At 39.5% G+C, this 23,319-nt stretch carries 23 protein-coding genes; 10 read left to right on the top strand and 13 right to left on the bottom strand.

Annotated elements, in window-relative coordinates; translation table 11 throughout:
• Window positions 1-6 precede the first annotated feature (6 nt).
• From nusB to ACS125_RS03465, 4 genes are all read right to left on the bottom strand, one after another.
• Window positions 7-456 (bottom strand): transcription antitermination factor NusB, encoded by a 450-nt coding sequence (nusB, locus tag ACS125_RS03480; RefSeq protein WP_004790142.1) that lies wholly within the window; start codon window positions 454-456, stop codon window positions 7-9.
• Window positions 457-459: 3 nt separating this feature from the next.
• Window positions 460-930, bottom strand: a complete 471-nt coding sequence (gene ribH / locus ACS125_RS03475) for a 6,7-dimethyl-8-ribityllumazine synthase (RefSeq protein WP_002119264.1) — start codon at window positions 928-930, stop codon at window positions 460-462.
• A gap of 11 nt (window positions 931-941) precedes the next feature.
• A complete protein-coding gene (gene ribBA / locus ACS125_RS03470; protein WP_003654193.1) occupies window positions 942-2,063 on the bottom strand; it encodes a bifunctional 3,4-dihydroxy-2-butanone-4-phosphate synthase/GTP cyclohydrolase II in 1,122 nt (373 codons plus the stop codon).
• Between the two features lie 240 nt (window positions 2,064-2,303).
• Entirely contained in the window at window positions 2,304-3,611 is a 1,308-nt protein-coding gene (locus ACS125_RS03465; RefSeq protein ID WP_443270550.1) for a hypothetical protein, read from the bottom strand.
• 59 nt (window positions 3,612-3,670) lie between these two features.
• Between ACS125_RS03465 and serB the strand changes: the two genes are divergently transcribed.
• The 3 genes from serB to ACS125_RS03450 all read left to right on the top strand — a co-directional run bounded on the left by serB (window position 3,671) and on the right by ACS125_RS03450 (window position 6,369).
• Window positions 3,671-4,894, top strand: coding sequence for a phosphoserine phosphatase SerB (serB, locus tag ACS125_RS03460; RefSeq protein WP_004790139.1), 1,224 nt, complete (start codon window positions 3,671-3,673; stop codon window positions 4,892-4,894).
• A 408-nt stretch (window positions 4,895-5,302) separates the two neighbouring features.
• On the top strand, window positions 5,303-5,638 hold the full coding sequence (aciT, locus tag ACS125_RS03455; RefSeq protein WP_004704819.1) for a ciprofloxacin tolerance protein AciT: 336 nt from the start codon (window positions 5,303-5,305) through the stop codon (window positions 5,636-5,638).
• A gap of 251 nt (window positions 5,639-5,889) precedes the next feature.
• On the top strand, window positions 5,890-6,369 hold the full coding sequence (locus tag ACS125_RS03450) for an SCP-2 sterol transfer family protein (protein WP_151963730.1): 480 nt from the start codon (window positions 5,890-5,892) through the stop codon (window positions 6,367-6,369).
• Window positions 6,370-6,412: 43 nt separating this feature from the next.
• On the opposite strand, the gene dtd is transcribed toward ACS125_RS03450, so the two are convergent.
• A complete protein-coding gene (gene dtd, locus ACS125_RS03445; RefSeq protein WP_151963731.1) occupies window positions 6,413-6,856 on the bottom strand; it encodes a D-aminoacyl-tRNA deacylase in 444 nt (147 codons plus the stop codon).
• 168 nt (window positions 6,857-7,024) lie between these two features.
• Between dtd and pncB the strand changes: the two genes are divergently transcribed.
• The 5 genes from pncB (at window position 7,025) to ACS125_RS03420 (ending at window position 12,283) form a co-directional block, all read left to right on the top strand.
• On the top strand, window positions 7,025-8,239 hold the full coding sequence (gene pncB / locus ACS125_RS03440; RefSeq protein ID WP_443270547.1) for a nicotinate phosphoribosyltransferase: 1,215 nt from the start codon (window positions 7,025-7,027) through the stop codon (window positions 8,237-8,239).
• Window positions 8,240-8,387: 148 nt separating this feature from the next.
• The gene (locus tag ACS125_RS03435) at window positions 8,388-9,236 is read left to right on the top strand and encodes a sulfurtransferase (protein WP_174731778.1); all 849 of its coding nucleotides are present in this window, start codon (window positions 8,388-8,390) and stop codon (window positions 9,234-9,236) included.
• Window positions 9,233-10,084, top strand: coding sequence for an archaetidylserine decarboxylase (asd, locus tag ACS125_RS03430; RefSeq protein WP_209734485.1), 852 nt, complete (start codon window positions 9,233-9,235; stop codon window positions 10,082-10,084). Before ACS125_RS03435 ends, asd begins: the two co-directional genes overlap by 4 nt.
• A gap of 428 nt (window positions 10,085-10,512) precedes the next feature.
• Entirely contained in the window at window positions 10,513-11,733 is a 1,221-nt protein-coding gene (locus ACS125_RS03425; protein ID WP_443270544.1) for an acetamidase/formamidase family protein, read from the top strand.
• A 130-nt stretch (window positions 11,734-11,863) separates the two neighbouring features.
• Window positions 11,864-12,283, top strand: a complete 420-nt coding sequence (locus tag ACS125_RS03420; protein WP_004790123.1) for a hypothetical protein — start codon at window positions 11,864-11,866, stop codon at window positions 12,281-12,283.
• A gap of 72 nt (window positions 12,284-12,355) precedes the next feature.
• Here the strand turns inward: ACS125_RS03420 and ACS125_RS03415 are convergent, their stop codons facing one another.
• A complete protein-coding gene (locus tag ACS125_RS03415) occupies window positions 12,356-13,117 on the bottom strand; it encodes an AcfC family putative adhesin (protein WP_443270542.1) in 762 nt (253 codons plus the stop codon).
• A 243-nt stretch (window positions 13,118-13,360) separates the two neighbouring features.
• Between ACS125_RS03415 and ACS125_RS03410 the strand changes: the two genes are divergently transcribed.
• On the top strand, window positions 13,361-14,557 hold the full coding sequence (locus ACS125_RS03410) for an alpha/beta fold hydrolase (protein ID WP_443270540.1): 1,197 nt from the start codon (window positions 13,361-13,363) through the stop codon (window positions 14,555-14,557).
• 67 nt (window positions 14,558-14,624) lie between these two features.
• Here the strand turns inward: ACS125_RS03410 and phoR are convergent, their stop codons facing one another.
• From phoR to ACS125_RS03395, 3 genes are all read right to left on the bottom strand, one after another.
• Window positions 14,625-15,983, bottom strand: coding sequence for a phosphate regulon sensor histidine kinase PhoR (gene phoR / locus ACS125_RS03405; protein WP_005300516.1), 1,359 nt, complete (start codon window positions 15,981-15,983; stop codon window positions 14,625-14,627).
• Between the two features lie 9 nt (window positions 15,984-15,992).
• Complete coding sequence (gene phoB, locus ACS125_RS03400; RefSeq protein ID WP_000650776.1) at window positions 15,993-16,703, bottom strand: phosphate regulon transcriptional regulator PhoB; 711 nt, start codon at window positions 16,701-16,703, stop codon at window positions 15,993-15,995.
• Window positions 16,704-16,957: 254 nt separating this feature from the next.
• Window positions 16,958-17,629: a TetR/AcrR family transcriptional regulator gene (locus ACS125_RS03395; RefSeq protein ID WP_004790119.1), complete on the bottom strand. Its 672-nt coding sequence runs from the start codon at window positions 17,627-17,629 to the stop codon at window positions 16,958-16,960.
• 212 nt (window positions 17,630-17,841) lie between these two features.
• On the opposite strand from ACS125_RS03395, the gene ACS125_RS03390 reads away from it, so the two are divergent.
• Complete coding sequence (locus ACS125_RS03390) at window positions 17,842-18,675, top strand: SDR family NAD(P)-dependent oxidoreductase (protein WP_151963737.1); 834 nt, start codon at window positions 17,842-17,844, stop codon at window positions 18,673-18,675.
• Between the two features lie 56 nt (window positions 18,676-18,731).
• On the opposite strand, the gene ACS125_RS03385 is transcribed toward ACS125_RS03390, so the two are convergent.
• The 4 genes from ACS125_RS03385 to ACS125_RS03370 all read right to left on the bottom strand — a co-directional run bounded on the left by ACS125_RS03385 (window position 18,732) and on the right by ACS125_RS03370 (window position 23,274).
• Window positions 18,732-20,099 carry an MATE family efflux transporter gene (locus ACS125_RS03385; protein WP_250375011.1) on the bottom strand — a complete coding sequence of 456 codons (1,368 nt, stop codon included), beginning with the start codon at window positions 20,097-20,099 and terminating at the stop codon, window positions 18,732-18,734.
• Between the two features lie 105 nt (window positions 20,100-20,204).
• Window positions 20,205-21,359 (bottom strand): pyridoxal phosphate-dependent aminotransferase, encoded by a 1,155-nt coding sequence (locus ACS125_RS03380; protein ID WP_151963738.1) that lies wholly within the window; start codon window positions 21,357-21,359, stop codon window positions 20,205-20,207.
• Between the two features lie 27 nt (window positions 21,360-21,386).
• A complete protein-coding gene (locus tag ACS125_RS03375) occupies window positions 21,387-22,697 on the bottom strand; it encodes a DUF445 domain-containing protein (RefSeq protein WP_443270534.1) in 1,311 nt (436 codons plus the stop codon).
• 13 nt (window positions 22,698-22,710) lie between these two features.
• Window positions 22,711-23,274, bottom strand: coding sequence for a CC0125/CC1285 family lipoprotein (locus ACS125_RS03370; RefSeq protein ID WP_005300533.1), 564 nt, complete (start codon window positions 23,272-23,274; stop codon window positions 22,711-22,713).
• Between the last annotated feature and the right edge of the window lie 45 nt (window positions 23,275-23,319).

Here is a 23,319-nt window from a genome sequence, read left to right as displayed (position 1 = left end):
AACCTATTAGTTTGCTTGTTGTTTTTCAGCACTACGTAGTGTTGAACTTAAACGATCTAAAACGCCATTAATGTATTTATGGCTATCTGCTCCACCAAAGTGTTTGGCGAGTTCAATGGCTTCATCAAGAACTACACGATAAGGTACTTCTAAATGATCACGTAACTCATAAGCACCTAAACGTAAGGTTGCGAGCTCTACACCATCAAGTGCACTAAGTTCACGGTCAAGTACCGGAATGAGTAATGCATCAAGATCATCGCGCAGTGCAATCACTTGCGTTAATAGTTCGTGATAGTAATTTAAGTCTACCTTGTGCATGGCATTTTCAGCACGAGTACGTGCTTCGATTTCATGTACAGGATTGTGACTCATTTGCCACTCATAAATACCTTGTACAGCAAAACGACGTGCTTTGCGTTTTGCTGCATAAGCGGCTTGCAGTGTTTGAGACATGCTTTAAATTGCCTTTAATAAATTAACCATTTCAATTGCAGTTAAAGCAGCTTCGCTACCTTTGTTTCCTGCTTTTGTACCTGAACGTTCGATGGCTTGCTCGATGCTATCAGTAGTTAATACACCATTGATGACAGGCAAGCTGCTTTCTAACGCAACTACACCTAAACCTTTTGCACATTCACCAGCAACGAAGTCAAAGTGTGGTGTGCTACCACGAATAACTGCGCCAAGTGCGATGATTGCATCAAACTGATTTGATGTAGCTAATTTTTTAGCAACAATCGGGAGTTCCCATGCGCCAGGAGCATGAATAACAGTAATGTTATCTTCATTTACACCATGACGTTTTAATGTATCGATTGCACCATCCAATAAGTGTTCAACAACAAAACTGTTGAAACGACCCACTAAAATCGCATAACGACCTTCGCTTGCGAGATGTAATAAACCTTCAATACGGCGAATTGCCATAGCAACCTCGATTATTTCGTTGTGATTTGATCAGCAGTGACATATTCCACTACTTCTAAATTAAAGCCAGATAAAGCATTGAAACGTAATGGTGAGCTAAGAAGCTTCATTTTTTCAACACCTAAGTCACGCAAAATTTGAGCGCCTACACCAATGGTTTGATATTGATGTGAAAGTGCTGCATTGGATTTCACCGGTTTTGGTTTATTTAAATCATCCAACGCTGGTCCCAAGTCTTGCAAATGATCTTGCCCGATCCAGACTAAAACACCGCGATCACTCGCTGCAATTGTCTGTAGTGCACGGTCTAGATTCCACGCAGGTTCACCATCGGCTTTATTTAGCTTAAGTAAATCGCGAATTGGACTGAAACCATGTACACGTACTGTTGTAACACCTTCTTTTGGCTCGCCTTTGACTAAAGCCAAATGGATGTCCGGGTTACCAATCTCACGATAACGATAGAGTTCAAATGAACCATATTCTGTTTGAATCGTTTTTTGATCCAGACGTTCAACCGTTTGTTCATTGGTCATGCGGTAGTGAATCAAGTCCGCAATTGTACCAATTTTTAAGCCATGCTTCTCGGCAAAAATTTCTAAATCTGCACGGCGTGCCATTGTGCCATCTTCATTGATGATTTCACAAATAACAGAAGCTGGTTCAAGACCTGCTAAGCGTGTTAAATCACAGCCCGCTTCAGTATGACCCGCACGATGTAGAACACCACCTGGCTGTGCCATTAACGGGAAAATATGGCCCGGTTGTACAATATCACTTGGCTTTGCATGCGCTGCGACAGCAGCTTGAATTGTATGTGCACGCTCTGCTGCTGAAATACCAGTTGTAATACCTTCAGCGGCTTCGATTGATAAGGTAAAGTTTGTACTATGCTGAGCACCGTTTTGGTCAACCATCAACGGAAGGTTTAACTGCTTACAGCGCTCACGGCTTAACGTTAAGCAAACTAGACCACGTGCATGGGTAATCATGAAGTTAATATCTTCAGGACGAACATGCGTTGCTGCAATGACAAGATCACCTTCATTTTCGCGATCTTCGTCATCCATCAAGATAACCATTTTGCCTGCACGAATATCGGCGACAAGATCTTCAACACGACTCAGCGGCATTCGCTCTCACCTTTTTTTGTCGTTAGACAATTTCTATTTAATAAATTTTGCATAGTTTACGCTGTTTAGATAATTTTGCCTATGATTCTGATTTATCCAACTTTGCATCGAGATAGAATAGATCCAGCTTTATTTATACAAATAAATCATAAGAAAATGGAATAATTTAAAATAAAAACAATGAATTTAAATAAAAAAAACCTAGCCAAAAGGCTAGGTTCTGATATGCGCAGTTATTTTTTATGAAGCTGCACTGCTTGGACTATCATTTTGTGGGATTGATTTTTTCCCCATCAAAATCTCAGTCCGGATATTTTGGGCAAGTTCAGCACACTCTGCATTCATACCATTGATCATAAAGGCATGACGAGTCATCACATTGCTTGGGTTTGGCATTGCAACAAGTTGATAGCTGTCTTGAATTGCTTTGAGTTGATCATTTTCAAGATATAAAGCAGATTCTTTCGCATGAAGATGCTGTGCTAAACGTTGAGCCGCTTCTTTCGCATCAATTTGCATCGCTTCTACAGCATTACACGTTGCGCTACGGGTTTGCAGCGCAAAGCGTTTATCTTCGCGGTAACGTTTATATAAAACGTCTGAGAGTAGTTGGAAGACAGTTCCAATCATGAGTAAACACTCTACGGCATGCGTATGCGAGGTTGAAATCGCAAGTGTCGCGCCGTCAGCATTAAATTCATTTACAACTTCAATGTCTGCTAACTTTAATTGGTAATGTTTCACACATAACTCAATACTCTTGTTTAAAAAGAGCTGACAGAGTTTAAAGTACGGAACAGATACCGATTGGTTAACACTGCTTAATAACTGTTTAGGGTCATAAAACTGAATATTGAGTGCCAAAGTATGTTGGTCAGCTGAATCTGAAGTTTTCTCTGGCTGTGGGCGAAGCGCTGGTTTAGCTTTAGCTTGTTGCTGAGCTTGGGCAACCAATGTCACCGTATTTTGTTTTTCTAATGCAAGCGCCTGAGTTAATTGCTGAATTTCATGTTTCAAGCGGTTTTCTTCATTAATGCGTGCCAAGTATTCGCTACGGGTTGGACGGGCAATCGCGCGATAAGCAAGCCATAATAAAACATGCAAAAACAGAGATGCTAAGATTGCTAGCCATTGTGTGCGCAAAATTTCGCCAATACTTGGCTGAATCAGCGTAACCTCGATAGAGCCTACTTTCTTTTCGTTTTGCAAAGCATCGCGAGCAAAAATCTCACCTTGGCGAGTTTTTGAAATTCCACTCGTTGCCAGTACTTGTTTGTTGGCATCAAGAATGCGAATAGACGCAACGCTTGGATTGGTCGCATAGCGATTGGCAATCAGAGCTAAAGATACCGTATTAGCAGGTTCTAGCTCAGATAAGCTGTCGGCCACGAGTTGACTAGTCATGAGCTGACCTTGACTCGCACGGTTTTCATTAAGCTGGTGTGTCGTTGCAATCACCATTAAAAAGGTATGCAATGCAAAACTAACGATCAGTAGGCTAGCAAATAGCCCTTGTCTAGGCGCAATCAAGTTAAACTTCCAAGGCAATTATATTGAAATTCGATTATGATTCTTACAATAGTTGTCACTCAGACTAGAGTCAATTCATGCGAGAAATCATTCTTATATCCTTTTTAGGACCAGACCAACCAAACCAGTTTACCCGATTAATGCAAGTACTATCCGTACATTCATTGCAAATACTGGATGTAGGTCAGGCTGTTATTCATAATCAACTTACATTAGGCATTGTAGTCGCTTCCGATAATGAAACTGCGACTGCATTGGCAATGAAAGAAATTCTGATTTTAGCACATGATATTGGCTTAACAGTGCGCTTTAAACCAATCACAGGCGCAGAATACGATCAATGGGTAACTGAAGGTGGTCGTACTCGTTATATCGTCACGGCTTTAGCCCCTGAACTCACTGCTGCACACTTACAAGCGGTTACACAAATTGTGTCTAGCCAAGGCTTTAACATTGAAACGGTTACCCGTTTATCAGGCCGTGTTGACTTTGAAAAGGATAGCGCATTCCCACGACGTGCATGTGTACAGTTTGGTTTAAGCAGTGGCCCAACTCTAGATGCTCAAGCTATGCGTGCAGCATGTTTACTTCTTTCAAGCGAATTAAATATTGATGTCGCTGTTCAAGAAGACAACGCTTATCGACGTAACCGCCGTTTAGTTTGTTTTGATATGGACTCAACACTCATTGAACAAGAAGTGATTGATGAGTTAGCGATTGAAGCAGGGGTAGGCGCACAAGTTGCTGAAATTACTGAAAGAGCAATGCAAGGTGAGCTTGATTTCCAGCAAAGCTTCCGTGCTCGTGTTGCATTATTAAAAGGGCTAGATGCTGCTGTTCTACCTAAAATTGCAGAGCGTTTAACCATTACTGAAGGTGCAGAACGTCTTATCTCAACTTTAAAAGCGCTTGGTTATAAAACGGCAATTTTATCTGGTGGATTCCAATATTTTGCTGAATATCTACAAGGTAAACTTGGTATTGATGAAGTTCATGCCAACATTTTAGATGTTCAAGACGGTTTCGTAACAGGTGAAGTAAAAGGCGCAATTGTTGATGGCGCTCGTAAAGCTGAGTTATTACGCGAACTTGCAAATAAAATGGGTATTTCTCTAGAGCAAGCGATGGCAGTAGGTGATGGTGCAAACGATTTGCCAATGCTTGCTATTGCAGGCTTAGGTGTAGCTTATCGCGCTAAACCGTTAGTTCGTCAAAATGCAAATCAGGCTATTTCAAGTGTGGGCTTAGATGGCGTGCTGTATTTGCTGGGCATGCATGACAAAGATTTAAACCGTGCTTAATGTTTAAGGCTAAGCTTTAAGCGCTACTTCAGAGTAGCGCTTTTTTTATGCAGAATAGTCATAAAAACAAGCAAGTTATGACAGAATTTTGCACAGAAAAAAGGCAATAAAAAAATCTGAAAAAAACTTATTTTGGTCCTTAAAAACAGCATATTTTTTTGTAATGACACGCCAGAATTGATGCCATATAGGGAATCGAACTTTTTGAATTTTACAAAAATGTAATGACAAAAGAATGTTGCGACAAAGTATGTCGCATTAAGAAAAAACGGGTCTTTTTTTCTAAAAAAAAACATCCATAATGCATCCTAAGCTTCAACACAAATTATGAATTAAAGTTGTTTTTGGAATGAGGTCGGGTTTTAAGACCGAATCTTTTTAGACGTTTTCATTAAGACGGAGGTTTCTATGGTAACAGCGAATTTTGCCGCTATCGCCGGATTCAGCTTGATCGCTGTCGCGCTTGTTGCTGTTTTCTTTTCTCCTTACCGTCGTTGGCTTGGTTTTATGCTTGCAGGGATGTTCTTTTGGGGGCTATTGGAAGTGGTCCGTTTTGGAGTTCAAGTCACTTTTGAAATGCCAGTCACATATAGTTATTTAACTGCACTAAGTCTAGCGATGGTAATGGTTACATTTGTTTTGTTACGTGAGGATAAACAGGCACAAAAGGCTTTGGCAAATCGCCAATATATAGAACACACGCCAGTATATGAAGATGATCAGCAGCAATGTTCTAGCCGATAATTAAATTGTTATCTAACGGTAAAAAGGTATGCACAGCATGCCTTTTTTATTTACGAAACGTGATTTTTATTATACAAAGCATTTATTAAAAAATAGCCAGTTATGCTACGATAGACGCGTCTGTTGACGTTTCATCTAGATTGCGTTGCCAGCTAAAAATTATCAGTTGATGCACAAAACACAAGCAATGGTATGTTCTTGTTGAGTTTTGCACTAAAGTTTTCATAAAAATACAATAGGCGTGAATGTTCATGAAACTTTCTTCTATACCTGTAGTCAAGTTACCTCTCGTTGATGTCAGTACAGACCCGTTAGATTTATTGGTAGCAGGTTTAGTGCTGCGTATGAAGCAATTGGCACGTACTAGCCCTAAGTTTATTGAATTGATTCATGACCGCGCTTTCCGTATTCAGATTGGTACGGACTTAGGTGTTGCACGTCAGATCATTATTAATAATGGACAGATCGATACTGTTGCAGGCGCAGCTGAAAAAGCTGACTTTATCTTGCAATTTGCAGATAGCGAACAGGGTGTAAAAACTTTGATTAAAGGTGACCCAACTGCATTTATGACAGGCATGCAAAACGGCAGTATTAAGATGGAAGGAGACTTCAGCCTACTTGTTTGGTTTAACCAAGTGGCTAGACTCATTCCGCCTAAGTTGCCAAAACCAGTTAAAGAGAAAGTACGTCAGGCACGTGCTTTTATTAAAGAAAAAACTGGTCGTTAATCGCCAGATATAAAAAAACTCCCAAATGGGAGTTTTTTTATATCTACGCTTCGACTTCTAAGTTAAACGTCACAGGACCATCATTAATAAGATGAACCTTCATATCGGCTGCAAAAATACCGGTTTGAACGTTTTCGAATTGTGAATGGGTATATTCAACCAACTGTTCATATAAAGCTTTGGCATCTGCTGGTGGCATGGCTGGACCAAAATCTGGACGTAAACCTTTTTGCGTTTGGGCCATCAGGGTAAACTGTGAAACAAGCAGGATTCCACCATTTGCTTGAGAAACATTCCATCCCATTTTGCCTTGTTCGTCATCAAAGATTCGATATTTCAAAATCTTATCAATAAGCTTTTGGCCAATTGCTAAAGTGTCATCACGGCCAATGCCTAAAAAAACTAGTAGTCCGTGTTGGATTTCACCAGTAGTCTCACCGTCAACCACCACTTTGGCTTCAAGAACTCGTTGTATTAAAGCGCGCATAGTTAAAGCAAATTTCTGCAATTAATTGAATTGGTTTAGTTTAGCAGAATTTAAATTAAATGATTTTTAAAAGGAAATTTCATGGAATTGCAACAATGGTCTAAAAGCTCGCAATTGATTTATAAAAATATGCTTTAATGCTAAGAAGCAAGCGAATAATCATTGACTATGTCTCCAATTATCCATTCTTTACTAGATACAGACTTGTACAAATTTACGATGCTACAAGTGGTTTTGCATAAATTCCCGCAAACACATAGTGTCTATCATTTTCGTTGCAGAAACTTAGAAGATACAGTCTATCCGTTAGTGGATATTTTGGATGACTTAAATGAGCAACTCGACCATTTATGTAATCTCAAATATAAAGAAGACGAGCTTCAATATTTACGTAAATTACGCTTTATAAAAAGTGATTTTGTCGATTACTTAGAACTGTTTCAACTGAAGCGACGCTTTATTCGAGCTAGCATTGATGCGCAAGGTCGTTTGGATATTCATATTGAAGGTCCGATGGTCCAAGCCATGATGTTTGAAATTTTTGTATTGGCAATTGTAAATGAACTTTATTTTAGTCGTATCAAAACCGATGAAGTATGGGCTGAAGGCGAGCGCCGTTTAAAGGCTAAGCTTGAATTGATTCAGGAATTTGAAAAAACACAAAAACCGAATGATCCTCCATTCTTAGTTTCTGATTTTGGTACACGTCGCCGTTATAGCTTCGTATGGCAAAAACATGTTGTAGCAGCCTTTCATAAAACAGTGCCAAATGTGTTCCGTGGTACAAGTAATGTCCTGCTCGCAAAAGAGTTAAACATTACACCAATTGGGACCATGGCTCATGAATTCCTACAAGCTTTTCAGGCCCTTGATGTACGTCTGCGTGACTTTCAAAAAGCTGCTTTAGAGACGTGGGTTCAAGAATATCGCGGAGACTTAGGAATTGCTTTGACTGACGTTGTTGGTATGGATGCGTTCCTGCGAGATTTTGACTTGTACTTCGCGAAACTATTTGATGGCCTACGCCATGATAGTGGTGACCCTTACGAATGGGGTGATAAGGCCTATGCGCATTATCGTAAATTAAAAATTGATACCAAAACTAAGATGCTGACTTTTAGCGATGGTCTTAATTTGCCAAAAGCATGGGAATTACATCAATACTTTAAAGATCGTTTTCAGGTGAGTTTTGGTATTGGAACTAATTTGACTAATGATATGGGACAAAAGCCGCTCAATATTGTGTTGAAACTTGTTGAATGTAATGGCCAGTCGGTTGCGAAAATCTCTGATAGTCCCGGTAAAACCATGACTGATAACGATACTTTCTTGGCTTATTTACGTCAGGTTTTTGAAATCGAAGAACTTGAAGAAGTGGTTTAAGTAATAAATAGTCTCTCTATTTTGTATTTTTAAAAGTAAGAATGCTGATATCTGATTTTCTGCTAAAGAGTTGCAGAAAATCAGAGTTTGTTAGATATATGCTTATGCTAAGATTGGAAATAAGCTGGTATAAAAAGTAACCATGACGATGACACCTCCAGATTTTAAACTCGATTTATTAATAGAAGCAGAAGAGTTAGTGCCTTATTTAGGCAATGAATATATTCGCGTTGTAGATTTGAGCCGTGCATCGGTTTATGAACAACTCCATGTCCCTCATGCTATTCACTTACAGCCGAAATGGTTGGTGGCTCAAGATGAAGAAGCTACTGGCATTTTGCCAGATGAAGCAGGTTTGCAAGCACTGATTGAAAAATTGAATATTTCACCTAATCATCATGTCGTGGTTTATGATGATGAAGGCGGAGCATGGGCTGGGCGTTTAATCTGGAATTTGCATTGCTTAGGATTCACTCGTACCAGTTTAATTAATGGCGGTATCCATGCATGGTTAGGAGCAGGGCTACCAACCACAGCCGAAGTCGAAAAAGTTTCTCCTGTTGCAGACTTAATTCAGATTGATTTATCGCATGCTGCTCAGTTCCGAGTGAACTATGAAGAGCTGCGCAAGCAAGTTGAGCAAGAAAATGTGCAATTGTGGGATTGCCGCACGAGTGATGAATATAGTGGTGTCCGTTTAGCAGCGCGACGCGGCGGTCACATTCCAAATGCGCTCCATTTTGAATGGAGTACTGCACTTAATCGTGAAAATCATCTAAAATTGCATCCGCTTGAACGCACGCGGCAGCGCCTTGAACAACTTGGGTTCGATTTACAGCAACCTGTAGTTGTGTACTGCCAGTCACATCACCGTTCCGGTTTGGCCTATATTTTGGCTAGGCTCTTGGGCTGGGAAGCAAAAGCCTATGATGGTGCGTGGAGTGAATGGGGCAATCGCCTCGATAGTCCTATTATTACTGGAGAATCACCGTCGTGAGTTTCACATCTCGATTAAAAAAAGAATTATTTATTAAGGCACAAAACCTTGTACCACAGCACCAATTGAGCCGTGTGGTAGGTAAAGTTGCTGCGAGTGAAAATCCAGTTGTGAAAACTGCTGTTATTCATGCATTTAAAACTAAATATGGGATTGATCTATCGATTGCTGAACAAGGCAATGCACTGAAATATAAATCTTTTAATGACTTTTTTACTCGTGCTTTAAAAGATGGTGTGCGTCTCGTTGACGAAAATGCAGATAGCATCGTGTCTCCAGCTGATGGTGCTATTTCTCAAATTGGTAAGATCACTGCAGGTGAAGTATTTCAAGCAAAAGGCCAAAGCTTCTCTGTAGAGAAACTCATTGGCGACCCACAACTTGCTCAGCCATTCCAAGATGGTGAGTTCGCAACAGTTTATTTATCACCACGCGATTACCACCGTGTACATATGCCGTTTGCAGGTACATTAACTGAAACTTTGTATGTACCAGGTGAGCTATTTTCGGTAAATCAGGTGACTGCTGAAAATGTACCGGGACTATTTGCCCGTAATGAACGCATGGTGTGTTTGTTTGATACTGAACTTGGCCGTATGGCTGTTGTGTTAGTGGGTGCAATGATTGTTGCTGGTATTGAAACTGTTGCAACAGGTAAAGTGAAACCTTCAGGTCGTATCGAATTACAGCATCATCAATTAAAGCTAGAGAAAGGTGCTGAGCTTGGACGTTTTTATTTAGGTTCTACTGCAGTTATTTTATTTGAAAAAGATAAGATCGAATGGGAACAACGCTTTAAAGCTGAGTCTGTGGTTGTAATGGGCGAGCGCATGGGACATACAGTTTAGTAAACGATATAACCCCTATAAGATAAGTAAACCCTGACTTTAATTATTCAGGGTTTATTTTTTGATTTAAATTATATAAAAGTAAAATATATAACTGTGTTTATATTTATATTATATAAATATATAATTATGATAAAGTGATCTGAAATAAGACATTATAGAAGCTAGTCCATAAATATGTGTCTGAAGAGAGCAAAAATATTAATATGATTGAAAATTAATAAATAAAAATAGAAAGAAATATTTAAGTTAGACTTAAGTCGTAATTTTAATTCTATTTGAAGATAAGTTGTTAAATCTAAAAAAATTATTTAATTTTATAAATATGAAGCGTTTTTTAAATATTGCACAGGCTTTAGCCTTGGCACAATGCTTGCTAACTATTCAGGACCTTACTGTAATTTTCATATTTTTTAGGTTCTGAAATCATGTTAAAAGTTAAAAGCCTTACAGCTGCGGTTTTATCTGTACTTTGTATTTCACTCACTCATGCCAATGATTTTAAAGTTTTAAATCAAATTTCAAAACAGCCTACTCAACTTCAAAGTGGCGAATATAAAGGTAATTATTACGTTCCATCTACTTTAAATACTATTACATGGGGCTATTTACCGAATCGGGATGCTAAACCCGTGCTTACTGTTCCGTCGGGTAGTGTTGTGACATTTGATACGGTTTCTCATGAAGGTTTGCTTGAAGACCAAGGGCGTAATGCTGAAAAGTTCTTTCAATCGAAAGGTGTCAAATCTAATGAAATATTGGAAGATGCAAAAACAATTACGCAGTCAAATTTAAAGCATGATTTTCATAAAGATGGGCCACATATTGTGACAGGCCCTGTTGCAATTGAAGGCGCACAGCCCGGTGATATTTTGAAAGTTGAGGTACTTAAAGTTGAGCCGCGTGTACCTTACGGTGTTATTTCAAATCGACATGGTAAAGGTGCATTAGTGGGGGAATTTCCTAAAAAAGAAAAGCAAGAAAATGCATCGGCTGAGCATCCTGAACGCTATGGAAATGTCTCAATTTTCACACCAATTGAAAAAAATGCTAAAGGTGAGTACGAAGGTGTATTAAAAACAGAATCGGGTAAATCAATACGTTTCCCGCTGTATCCTTTTATGGGAATTATGGGGGTAGCAGCCAATACTTCTGAGCCTGTTCACTCTGTACCCCCTGCAATGTATGGTGGAAATATTGATATTAATGAACTAGGTGCAGGTTCAACAGCTTATTATCCTGTTCAGGTCAAAGGCGCATTATTCTATACGGGTGATAGTCATTTCGCGCAAGGGGACGGTGAAGTTGCATTAACTGCACTCGAAGCTTCAGCACGTGCGACCCTAAAATTTACCTTGCTCAAAGCAGGTAAAGATAAAATACCGGGTAAAGAGTTAAAACAACCTTTAGCTGAAAATGCTGAGTTTTGGATTACACCGGGTCTTGATGAAGATTTAGATGAAGCCATGAAGAAATCTACACGTGAAGCCATTCGTTTCCTAAATCAAGAATACGGTATTGATGAAGCAACGGCTTATGCGTATTTAAGTGCCGCAACAGATTTTGAAGTTTCACAAGTTGTAGATAAAACCAAAGGGATCCATGCAAAAATCAGAAAAGCTGATTTTAAAGAGTTTGAGAGTAAATAATTGAGATTACCTGAGCTTGGTATTTAAAATATTAAATACCAAGTTAAATTCATTTCAACTATCAATAAGTTTTATATATTTTATAATTGAGTATAATAAATATCACACATATTTATTAGTATAAAATCTAATGCACTCACTTCCGAACGCTCTACTTTATATTGCTGCATTATTAACATTCTGTGCCGCATTACTTCATTTTGTTTGTGTGTTCTGGGGGGCAAATGGTTTTCGGTTTTTAGGGGCCGGGAAAAGTATTGTTCAGATGGTTGAAAGAGGGCATTGGTATCCTAATTTTACAGCTATAGCTGTGGGATTAATTCTAACGGTATGTGCTACTTATGCTTTCTTTGCAGCAAAGGGAATACAGCTATTACCATTTACTAAACTTATTTTGTCGCTTGTTGCAGCGGTTTTTCTTATCCGTGGTCTGGCTTTTCCATGGTTAAAGTCAAAATTTGTCGGTAATAGTGATTTATTTTGGTATATCAGTTCAGCCTTTTGTCTCATATTGGGAAGTTTATATGCCGTTGGCGTATATTTAATTTGAAATGAATATATTCTAGGTGAACTAGAGTGAATAATTTTAAAAAAGAAAAGGGAGCTACGCTCCCTTTTTTAATTATTTTGTCCAACCATATTTTTTGAAAATAGTATGACCTTGCTGAGACGATAAGAACTCTACAAAACGTTTAGCTTCAGCGTCTTTTAAACTATGTTTGGTTAACGCAACACCTGTATCACGATAGACAACCAGCTCTGGTTCAATAGGTATAATTTTTCCAACATCTGGGTTACTAATTCCCCAAATATTAAAAACTAACCAAGCATCATAACTGCTATTTTCTTCCCAGTTTTTCTTGGCAATACCTGTATTGGCTGCATAGGTGGCAATATTTTTTCGAATAGATTTGGTTAATTGAATATTGCCAGTTCTACCAGCGATATCCTCCCACATACCTACCTGACCTGCACCATGAGTAACTAAAACTTTAATATTGGGTTTAGCTAGATCTTTAAATCCTTTAATATTTTTAGGATTTCCTTTGCGTACTAAAATCGCTGCTGGGCGTAAATATAAAGGTTCCACCGAGTCTTTTATAATTTGCTCAGAAAAAGCATTTTCGAAATCAGACATCATGGCTTCAGAACCACTATATATAACATCGGCATCTAATTTCGCTTTGTCATACCATTGAGAAGTTGGACCAGAAGTCACATGGACTGCTATCCCCGTTTTATTGCTGAATTGTTTGGCGGCTTCTTTCATGGCAGGTGCTGGCCCACCAGGACCATACACTTCTACGTCTGCAAAACTATGGATAGGTAGAGAACCGAGAATAAGACAAATCAGATAGGGTATAAATTTATATTGTTTTGACATTTTAATCGCTATAGTAATTAAGAAAATATCAGCATATATTTTTTATTATTGAAATTGGATTAATTTTTGCAACGATATTTATAATACATTTCTTTAAAATATATTCTAATTAGATTTTAAGTGTTTATATATAAATGTAAATTATTTTGAGTTAAATATAAATATAGAAGATTTTATGGTAATTTATATTTTATAAATTAATTATTTAAATAGATATAATGTAAATAATAGAGGAGTAATCCCTTGATTAAAAAAAGTAATTCTTTTTTAAAAATTTTATTTAGCAGCGCTTGTTTGGTGTCTGGTTCTGCTATGGCTGTTCCCATTACAGATTTGGGTAAGCAAATTGTGAGCGACAAACCGGGTTCAATACTGTCTCTAGAACGGCAAGATGTGACAGATTTATTTCCTCATGCTGATCAGCGTTTGTTAGTTAATTATCGTAGTCGAGGGATTAAGGGCGAGCCCATTGTGGCATCCGCTTTTATTTTATTACCAAAAGGCACTCCGCCAAAAAATGGTTGGCCGATACTGGCTTGGGCGCATGGCACGACTGGAGTTGCTGATACTTGTGCACCTTCGGGTGATTATGTTGGCGGCCCCGTTCATTCATACCAAGAAGTTGCTTCTAAAGCTTTAGATGGTTGGCTTGCACGTGGCTATGCAGTTGTTGCACCTGATTATCAGGGTTTAGGTACACCGGGTGGGCATCCTTACATGAATGCAAAGAGCCAGCTTCATACGGTGGTTGATGCAGTGCGGGCATTACATATGCTCAAGCCTAAGAGTTTTAATAAACAGTGGTTGGTGATGGGGCACAGTCAAGGCGGAGCTGCGGCAATTGCAGTGTCTGCTTATGGTCAAAAAGATGCGCCTGAACTGGATTTAAAAGGGGCAATCGCTCTTGCACCAGGCGGCTATCAATATGAGGGCATTGCAGAATATGTGCAGAGTAATCCAAACCCAGAACCAAGTGTGGCAGCATTTTTCCCGATTGTATTATTAGGAGCACAAGCAGCAGATCCAAGCATCGTTCCTGAAAAACTGGTAAGCCCAGAAATGAACACAGTATTGACTCAAGGACGCAGTCGTTGTTTATCTGAACTTCAATCTGACTTGAAGAAATCTCCTTCTAGCATATTTCGATCTGATGCCGATTTAAAACCTCTTTTGGCTTATCTAAAACAACAGTCCATTGAAAATATGGTGCCTACTGTACCGTTAATGATTGTTCAAGGTTCTAAAGATCATTTAGTCGACCCTAGAGGGACATCAGCTTATTACCAACAGTTATGTAAATTAAAAAAACCAACTATCTATCAAACAATTGATGGCGGAGATCACCGTGACGCACTGCGTCAAAGTAATACTTTTGCCACTAGTTTTTTAAATATCCTAGAGAAAAATCAGACGAAATCTTATTGTTCGAATTTTAAGTAACTTAGCTTAAATATTATAAAAAAGCCGACTTTTCATCAGTCGGCTTTTTATATATGCGGGGGCAACTTTAGGTCATGTTATAGAGTCTTTCTTTTGGAAAAACTGCGGTAAATGTTGATCCTTCGTTTTCTTTAGACTGTACATCTAAATACGCGCCGTGTTGCATCAACACGTGTTTTACAATCGCAAGACCTAAACCAGTTCCACCTGTTTGACGACTACGATCGCTGTCTACGCGGTAGAAGCGCTCAGTCAGACGTGGCAAATGTTTAGGGTTAATTCCAATACCTGTGTCTTGTACACTAAAGTATGCATGTTCACCATCGTCGTGCCAGCCAATAGTAATGGTTCCACCTTTAGGTGTGTACTTGATAGCATTGGTAATTAAGTTACTAAATGCACTAGCAATTTCCATGTCAGAACCAATCAGGTCACAGTGGCTATCAATGTGTAAATTGAGCGTGTGTCCATAATCGGCATTGTAGGCCTGAGCATCATCAAAGAGTTGACTCATTAAACTCGGCATTTCAATAATCTGATTTTTTGCAATTTTTTTATTATTTTCTAAATTCGATAACAGCAGTAAGTCATTCACCAAAGCATTCATACGCTTAGTTTGAGACTGCATCTGATCAAAAGCACGTTTCCAGCGCGGACTAATATCTTCCTGATCGGTAAATGTCTCGATATAACCACTCAGTACGGTTAAAGGGGTTCGAAGTTCATGAGAAATATTATCGACGAAGTCTTTACGCATTTGCTCAAGGTTGTGCATACGAGTCACGTCGTAAGCCACCAATAAGCGACTTTCTCCACCAAATCTTGTGAGTTTGACCTGTACATATCGGTCATCATCAAAATTTGAGTGAAGCTTAATCCCATCGGGTGCCTGATCAATATTGTTAAAATATTCAATAAAGGTCGGCTGACGTAAAATCGTTAATAAGTTACGACCACGGTCGAGAGGACTGATTCCTAACAAACGTTCGGCAGCAGGGTTCCACCACTCGATTTGATGTTGGTCATCAATTAAAACAACGGCTTCAGCAAGCGCAACCAAAGAGGACTGTGCACGGTCAATTAAACCGACCATTTCGGCCTGTACAATTCGTTCTTGGCGCTGAGCACGGTAGACATTAAATAATAATGCCCCCCAAATCCCATTAAGATTTGGAGGAACGTCATAAGGTTTATTCGCAATCCAGTCATTGACCAGATATAAAGAACGCAACTGGAGTGTAAAAAACACCACGAAGGCGATAAAAATACAGCTCCAGAAATACCCAACGCCTAAACCGACTAAACCGGCAATAATTAGAAAAAATAATAAGAGCCGTAAATCTTGTTTGGCAAACGTCCATAAACTACTGTAGCGAGAAAGTTTTTGTTCACGTACCTGTTCTGGGACGGGGTAGGGTTCATACATAAATCTTGGTTAACCTGCGGCTAAATCTGCACGTGTTGAGAAACGGTAGCCAGTTCCACGCACAGTCTGAACAAATCGGTCAACACCAAAAGGTTCTAAAACTTTACGCAAACGGCGAATGTGCACATCGATAGTGCGGTCTTCGATATATACATTACCGCCCCACACTTGATCGAGCAACTGGGCACGTGTATATGCACGCTCTGGATGGGTCATAAAAAATGCAAGTAAGCGATATTCAGTTGGACCCATATCTAAAATGCTGTTGCCAAAGCTAACACGCTGGCTTACAGGATCAAGAATTAATCCATTGGCATCAATGGTTTTTTCGCCACTTAATGCATTGGCACGACGCAGAACAGCCTTAATACGTGAAACCAGTTCACGTGTTGAGAAAGGCTTAGTCATGTAGTCATCTGCACCTGCGTCAAGACCTTGTACTTTGTGGTCTTCTTCTCCGCGAGCAGTCAACATAATGACTGGAATTTCTGCTAGGTTTTCATCTCGTTTTAAGCGGCGACATAAATCGACACCACTTACGCCTCCAGGTAACATCCAATCAAGCAAGATAAGCGCCGGACGTTGGTCGACGATAATTTGATGAGCCTGTTTGGCATCTTCTGCCTGTAAACACTGAAAGCCTGCCATGTCCAAAGAAGTATGGATCATTTCGCGAATAGGAAGCTCATCATCGACAATTAAAATATAGTCATCTTTCACAGCGCAATATCCTATAGATTTAACGGTGAACCGTTTTGTAGTTATGACAGGCTTATTACAAAGATTAATTATGACAATTTCATTGCAGAAAAGTCTATAAAATTAAATTTAGCAATAATTTGTGACAAAACCAAGGCAAAGGTATGACCAAATTGTGACATGAAGACCTTAATTTTCTTAAAATCATTCAATAGGTTATCACTTTAATAGCTTAACTGGTTTAGCGTATTTATGTCTGTCAAAAAACTTTAATATTATTTTGAAACTTGCGCTAATAAAGATAAGAAAACGATACGGCATGCGGTTAAAACCTGCTCAAGAGACTGTTCAAACCCTCCCATGACCCATCGAATCGCAATTTGAGTGACGTATCCATTCAAACCAGTTGCGATTAAAGAAAGCTCATTTTCGTGGTGTTGAATTTGCGGCATGGTCAGCATAACAAAGGCTTGAATCATGCGATCAAATTGCGCAAGTGTTTCTTGAATAGTGGCCTGATTATGTAACTCTTGTACCAAAACTGCGTCGACATAGACAATACGAGCTAATCTTGGGTCGTCTTTTAATGTTGTCAGCAGTGCTCTTAAACCAGCATCGACCATTTTTTCTGGATCGGGGGTAGCTTTAATCACGGCTTGCATTAAGTTCTGCTGTAATTCTTCAATCATTTTTAAAAAGATGGTTTGGAATAAATCTTCACTCTTTTTAAATGATTCATAAAAATAACGTTCTGTGAGTTTTGCCTCTTGGCATACATCTTTTACCGTCACGGAAAAAAAACCGAGTGTTCCGTAGGTCGCAATACCTGCTTCAATCAATTTTTCACGGCGCGCCTCTTTACGTTCAGATAGAGATAACCCTTTGAACTGACGTTCTTTACTCACACTTTTTGTTTTCTTTTTACTGGTTGAGTCGTTAGTCGCCATAAATAAGTCGTTTCCTAAAGAATGGTTTCCTAATTTATAGGTTTTGGCCAAATATGCTCACTATGATAAAGCTCTCAGAAGAATTGTGCCATTCTATCTGAAATTACAGTGTACTATATTGACAATGGATATTGTCAAAATTATATTGAAGATGTCTGAACTGCACATGCAATGAACCGGTTGTGCAAATATCGAAAAACAAAGGATGGACAATGAAAAATTTTAAAAACAAAGTCGCTGCAATTACGGGCGCAGGTTCTGGCATTGGGCAACAGCTAGCAATTCTTTTGGCAAAACAGGGCTGCCATCTTTCGTTGAGTGATATTAATGAAAAAGGATTACAACAAACTGTCGAGCTTTTAAAACCGTACAGCAATATTACGGTTACTACCAAAAAGCTTGATGTGTCGGATCGTGAAGCTGTAAAGCAGTGGGCACAAGAAACTGTACAAGATCATGGTTCTGTTAACCTGATTTTTAACAATGCTGGTGTTGCGTTAGGCTCAACTGTCGAAGGTGCAACCTACGAAGATTTAGAGTGGATTGTTGGGATTAACTTCTGGGGTGTGGTGTACGGAACTAAAGAGTTTTTACCGTTCATTAAGCAAACTCAAGATGGGCACATTATTAACATCTCGAGCCTATTTGGTTTAACTGCTCAACCGACTCAATCTGGTTATAACGCGACTAAATTTGCTGTACGTGGTTTTACTGAATCATTACGCCAAGAGTTAGATATTGAAAAAAGTGGCGTAAGCTCGTTGTGCGTACATCCGGGTGGAATCCGCACCAATATTGCTAAAGCTGCAAAAATGAGTGATAGCTTGAATAGTTTAGGGATGGACCCGACTAAATCGATCCAAAACTTTGATAAGCTACTACGTACTCCACCTGAAGAAGCAGCTCGTCAAATTTTACAAGCTGTCTTAAAAAATAAACGCCGTTTATTGATTGGTAGCGATGCAAAAATTCTTGATGCATTCCAGCGTTTATTCCCAACGGGATATCAACGTGCTTCAACCATTGTGACCAAATTAATGAAATAATTTTTTAACGAAAAAAGCCATCAAATGATGGCTTTTTTTATGTGGTTTAGTTAGTTCTAAATAAGAACTTTGATCTTCTTTTTCTTCCAGATAAATTGGTAATACAAGCCTTGAATAATACATAAACTAACGAATGCCAAGGCATAAGCAACCCAGATTCCTTTAAGGCCCCATATTGAGCTAAACCAGTAAGCACATGGAATTTCAATAAATAAAATAGCAGAAATATTAAGTAGCATTGGAACAGTCACGGTTCCGCTGGCACGCATGATCGATGCAAAAATGGCACCTGCACCAAAGAATAAAATTGCCCAAAGTACAATAAATAAAAGTTGCTGCCCTAACACCACCACAGTTGGGTCGGTAATAAACAAAGCCATTAAATATTTTGAAAATAGATAGCCGAGTGCAATTAAGGTACCTGTAAATAAGAAGTTCATTCCCAAAGCTGTGCGGGTTACCCGTGCTAACAGATCTGATTTGCCAGCACCAATCGCTTGTGCGGCGAAAATTGAAGCCGCAATTGAGATCGATAAGGCAGGGAACTGAATGTAGTTAAGCACCTGATTCACTGCACCATACGCTGCTGTAGCATGTGATCCATAACGGTTAACTAATCCAACAATAACCAAGCCAGCCATTGAGGTGGTAATCATTTGAATGCCGGTTGGGACGCCTAAGCGCAAAATGATTTTGCTCAGTTCTGGATTGTGACGGATATGTTGCAGAAGCTGACGATTAGGTCTAAGCGGATGATTTTTCTTGTTCAGATAAATCGCAAGGAAAATTAATATTGCGATGTAACTAATAATTGATGCTATAGCAGGTGCAATAATTCCTAGAGCAGGGAAGCCAAAATAACCTTTAAGTAGAATTGGTGTAATAATTACACCGATGACACTGGTTAAAGCCAATGCTAGTAAAGGCGTGGTACTGTCGCCTACACCACGTAAAATTGAGGTATAAATAATATAAACAAACAGAAGCGGGCTACCCGCCAGCATCCATTGCACATAAGGCAAAGCAAGATGCATTACCTTTGGATCAGTACCCAATAACTCTAAAATATCGTGGGCAAAAAACACACCGATAATCGCAGTAATTACCCCACCAATCAGTGTCATAAACAGGGTAGAACCCACCACACTCTGGACTTTCTCTATATTTTGCGCGCCCCATGCTTGCCCTACTAAAACAGTAGTACCCGTTGAAATCCCGATAATAAAAGCGAGAAGCAAGAATAAAATAGGGAAATATACAGAAACTGCTGCAATTGCATCAACTCCCATCATTTGACCAACAAAGATGGTGTTAATCGTCCCCGACAAGTTCTGCAAAATATTAGTTGCAATGAGAGGCAGTAAGAAAACGAAAAACGTTTTCCATAGATTTTGCTGGTGAATTAAAGACTGTCTTGGTGGCATGTGTTCTCCATCGCCCATCTCTTTGATGAGCGGGGCAGACATTCAACTTAGCATATTTAGGTGAAATTTCTTGTAGTGTTTTACTATGCTAAGTTTCTAAATTTATTAACATTCATTCAAGATTTCTCCTGCTTTTTGCAATGTCTCATCATTTTTAGCAAAGCAGAAGCGAATCAGGCGTAAAGACTCGGGCGCTTGCTGGTAGAAAACTGAAACAGGAATAGCCACAATTTTATGTTGCTCGGCAAGAAACTGGCACATTTCTACATCGTTTAAGTCAGGTCTAATCTGACTGTAATCAAGATTTTGGAAATATGTCCCTTGAGATGGTTTTAGTAAAAAACGGCTATTGTGAATTGCCTGATTAAAACGATCTCGCTTAGTTTGGTAAAACTGCGAAAGCTCTTGAATATGTTCCGGATGTTGCTGCATATATTGCGCTAGAGCAATCTGACAAGGCGTCGTGCCACAGAAATTCGCATATTGGTAAATCTGGCGAAATAAACGCATTAACTCAGGTGAAGCGACACAATAACCTGTTTTCCAGCCCGTCACATGAAAGGTTTTCCCAAAAGACCCAATCACAAAACTACGCTCTCTGAGCTCTGGAAAATGCAATGCACTAAAGTGTTGTTGGTTATCAAAGACTAAGTGTTCATAGACTTCATCGGATAAAACCACAATGTTTTTATCTTGAATCAGTGCAATCAGTTCTAACCAATCCTGTTTTGCCCAGATGGTACCTGTTGGATTATGGGGAGTATTCACCACAATCATACGGGTTTTGTCATTAATCAAATCTTTAACTTGCTGCCAGTTCACCTTAAAGTCAGGTGCTTCAAGTGCAATATGAACTGCTTTACCCCCTGCTAACTGCACAGAAGGGCCGTAGCTGTCGTAACTTGGGTCAAAAATAATGACTTCATCACCTGCATTGATGCAGGCCTGTATGGCACAAAAAATTGCAATGGTTGCACCGGGAGTAATCGTGATTTGCGTTACAGGGTCAAGTTGAAGTTGGTCACGCTGCTGAAATTGTAAAGCGAGCTGTTCACGTAAACCGAGAATACCATCGCCGGGTGGATACTGATTATGCCCAGCTAAAGTCGCCTGAGACAAAGCTTCCAGTAAGGCTTGTGGTGCGGGAAAATCTGGAAAGCCTTGTGACAGGTTGAGAGCACCTAAACGATGTGCCATTGCCGTCATGGTACTAAAAATAGTCACGCCTTGAGTGGCCAGTTTGGACTGTAGTTGAAGCATATTGTTCTCTTATTAAAATATTTAAAGTTATAAAATTGATTCGATCACTGCCCGAATTACACCGAGGGTTAAACCAATAAATGCACCGACTACAACGCCATTTACTCGGATCATATGTAGGTCGCCACCGACTTCATTTTCAATTTTTCCGATCATTTCACGTGAATCCCATTCATGAATACGCTCGCTCACATAACGGATGATTTTATGGCTATATTGATCTGTAAAAGTCAGCGCAAGTCCTGTCATTTCTTTGTTTAGTACTTCACGTACTTTGGCATTTTGAACAAGATTTTCACCCAGTTGCTGAATAGCCGCTCTTAGGTTCATTGCAATGCCAGAATCTTCTTTCATTAAATCTTCTTTAATGGCATTACACAAAATCGTAACAGCGCCACTGATGAAATTGAGGACTTGTGGACTATCTAGAAGGGCATCTTTACCGCTGTTGAGACGTTGGCTAGCAACGCTGTCTGGTTTTGCCAGCTCAAGCATGAGAGAGTGGGCAATGGTTTCAATTTCTTGTCGCCATGGGTGTTCAGGGTTTGCCAGCATCGATTCTACTTTTTCAACCAGGGAATCGATGGTACGTTGTTGAACATCTATACCAATCCAGCTTGCGCCTTTTGCAAGTGACCAGACACCAAGTGCTTTAAACATTTTTCGGGTTAATTCACGGGTTTTATCTGGGTTTTGTACCACCCATTCATGCGCGATATCGAGTCCACGCTGTAAAACGTCTTGATGGAAATCATTTTCCAATACTGCGCGTAGCATTTCACTTGCGAGTTTATTGACCTCAGTATTACGCACCCATTGCACACTATTGTTTTGCACAAAATTGGCAATTTGATCTTGGCTAACAAACTCAAAAATTTTCGGTACGGTTTGCTGAATGAGCTGCACCACTTGAGTATTGTTTTGTGGGCTTGCTAACCATTGGCCAATTGCAAGGCTCAAGTCAGTTTTTTCTAAGCTTCGTTCGACCACTTGAGGCGAAAGAAAGTTTTCTTGTACAAAACGTCCCATTGACTCTGCAATGCGAGCTTTGTTGCGCGGAATAATTTCGGTGTGATCGCGCAAAAATTTAGGAATGGGTAACTTACCAAACGGGTTCCGAAACAGAACCGTAATTGCGTACCAGTCGGCTAAACCACCGACTACACCAGCTTCTGCTCCTAACATTAAAATATGAATAAAACCTGTGTACTCTGGCAGAAAACGATCAGCCACCATCAGTGCAATCCACAGCACAACGACAATAATAAGCGCCAGAGTAGCAAAATATTTACTACGTTTAAGACTGGGCACGTGGTGAACTTCTTCTGCCATGTTCATAAATTTATCCTATTCATTTTTGTTTTACTGGAGGCTCAGGCGGTGGCAACAGCTCTCCTGTCGGACTCAATCCATATTTTTGTCCGATTGATTTCAAGATCAATGTTGCATCAAAAGCATCCTGTGGAGCCTGCTTTTGATCCCGATAACATTCAATAGTATACGACACTTGAACAGGGTCGATATTGACCACTTGTGGGTAATCATAGAACGGATCATGCCAGAAACCTGGGTAGCGACGACCATAACCATATGGGTAAAAGCTTGGAGCTGATGGATAAACCACAGCTTGACGTGGTGGTTTCTGGCTCTGATTACTTGGATCATTTTGCACTTTAAAAAAGCGGAAACCTTTTTGTATCGTCGTTTGTGCTGATTTCACCAAGGTAATTTCTTCAGCTCTGCCATAACTCATATTGGGGTCGGCTTGAAAGCTAATACGGAACGTTTGAGCATTTAGGGGATATGCTGAAAACTGGCCAAGCTGATCAAAGGTTTTTGGTTTACTTGGAGTCGTTGCACACGCAGTTAAAGTTAAGGCAGTGCCTAAGGCTAAACAAAGAGAGAGATATTTCATGATGAACTCCCAGCTGAGCATTAAAAAATAGATGACTCAGCATTA

The sequence above is a fragment of the Acinetobacter sp. PFS20 genome, assembly GCF_052261015.1.
In the GTDB taxonomy this organism is placed as follows: Bacteria; Pseudomonadota; Gammaproteobacteria; order Pseudomonadales; family Moraxellaceae; genus Acinetobacter.
Note: the sequence above shows the minus strand (reverse complement) of the source record. Positions and strands in the feature narration are given on the sequence as shown.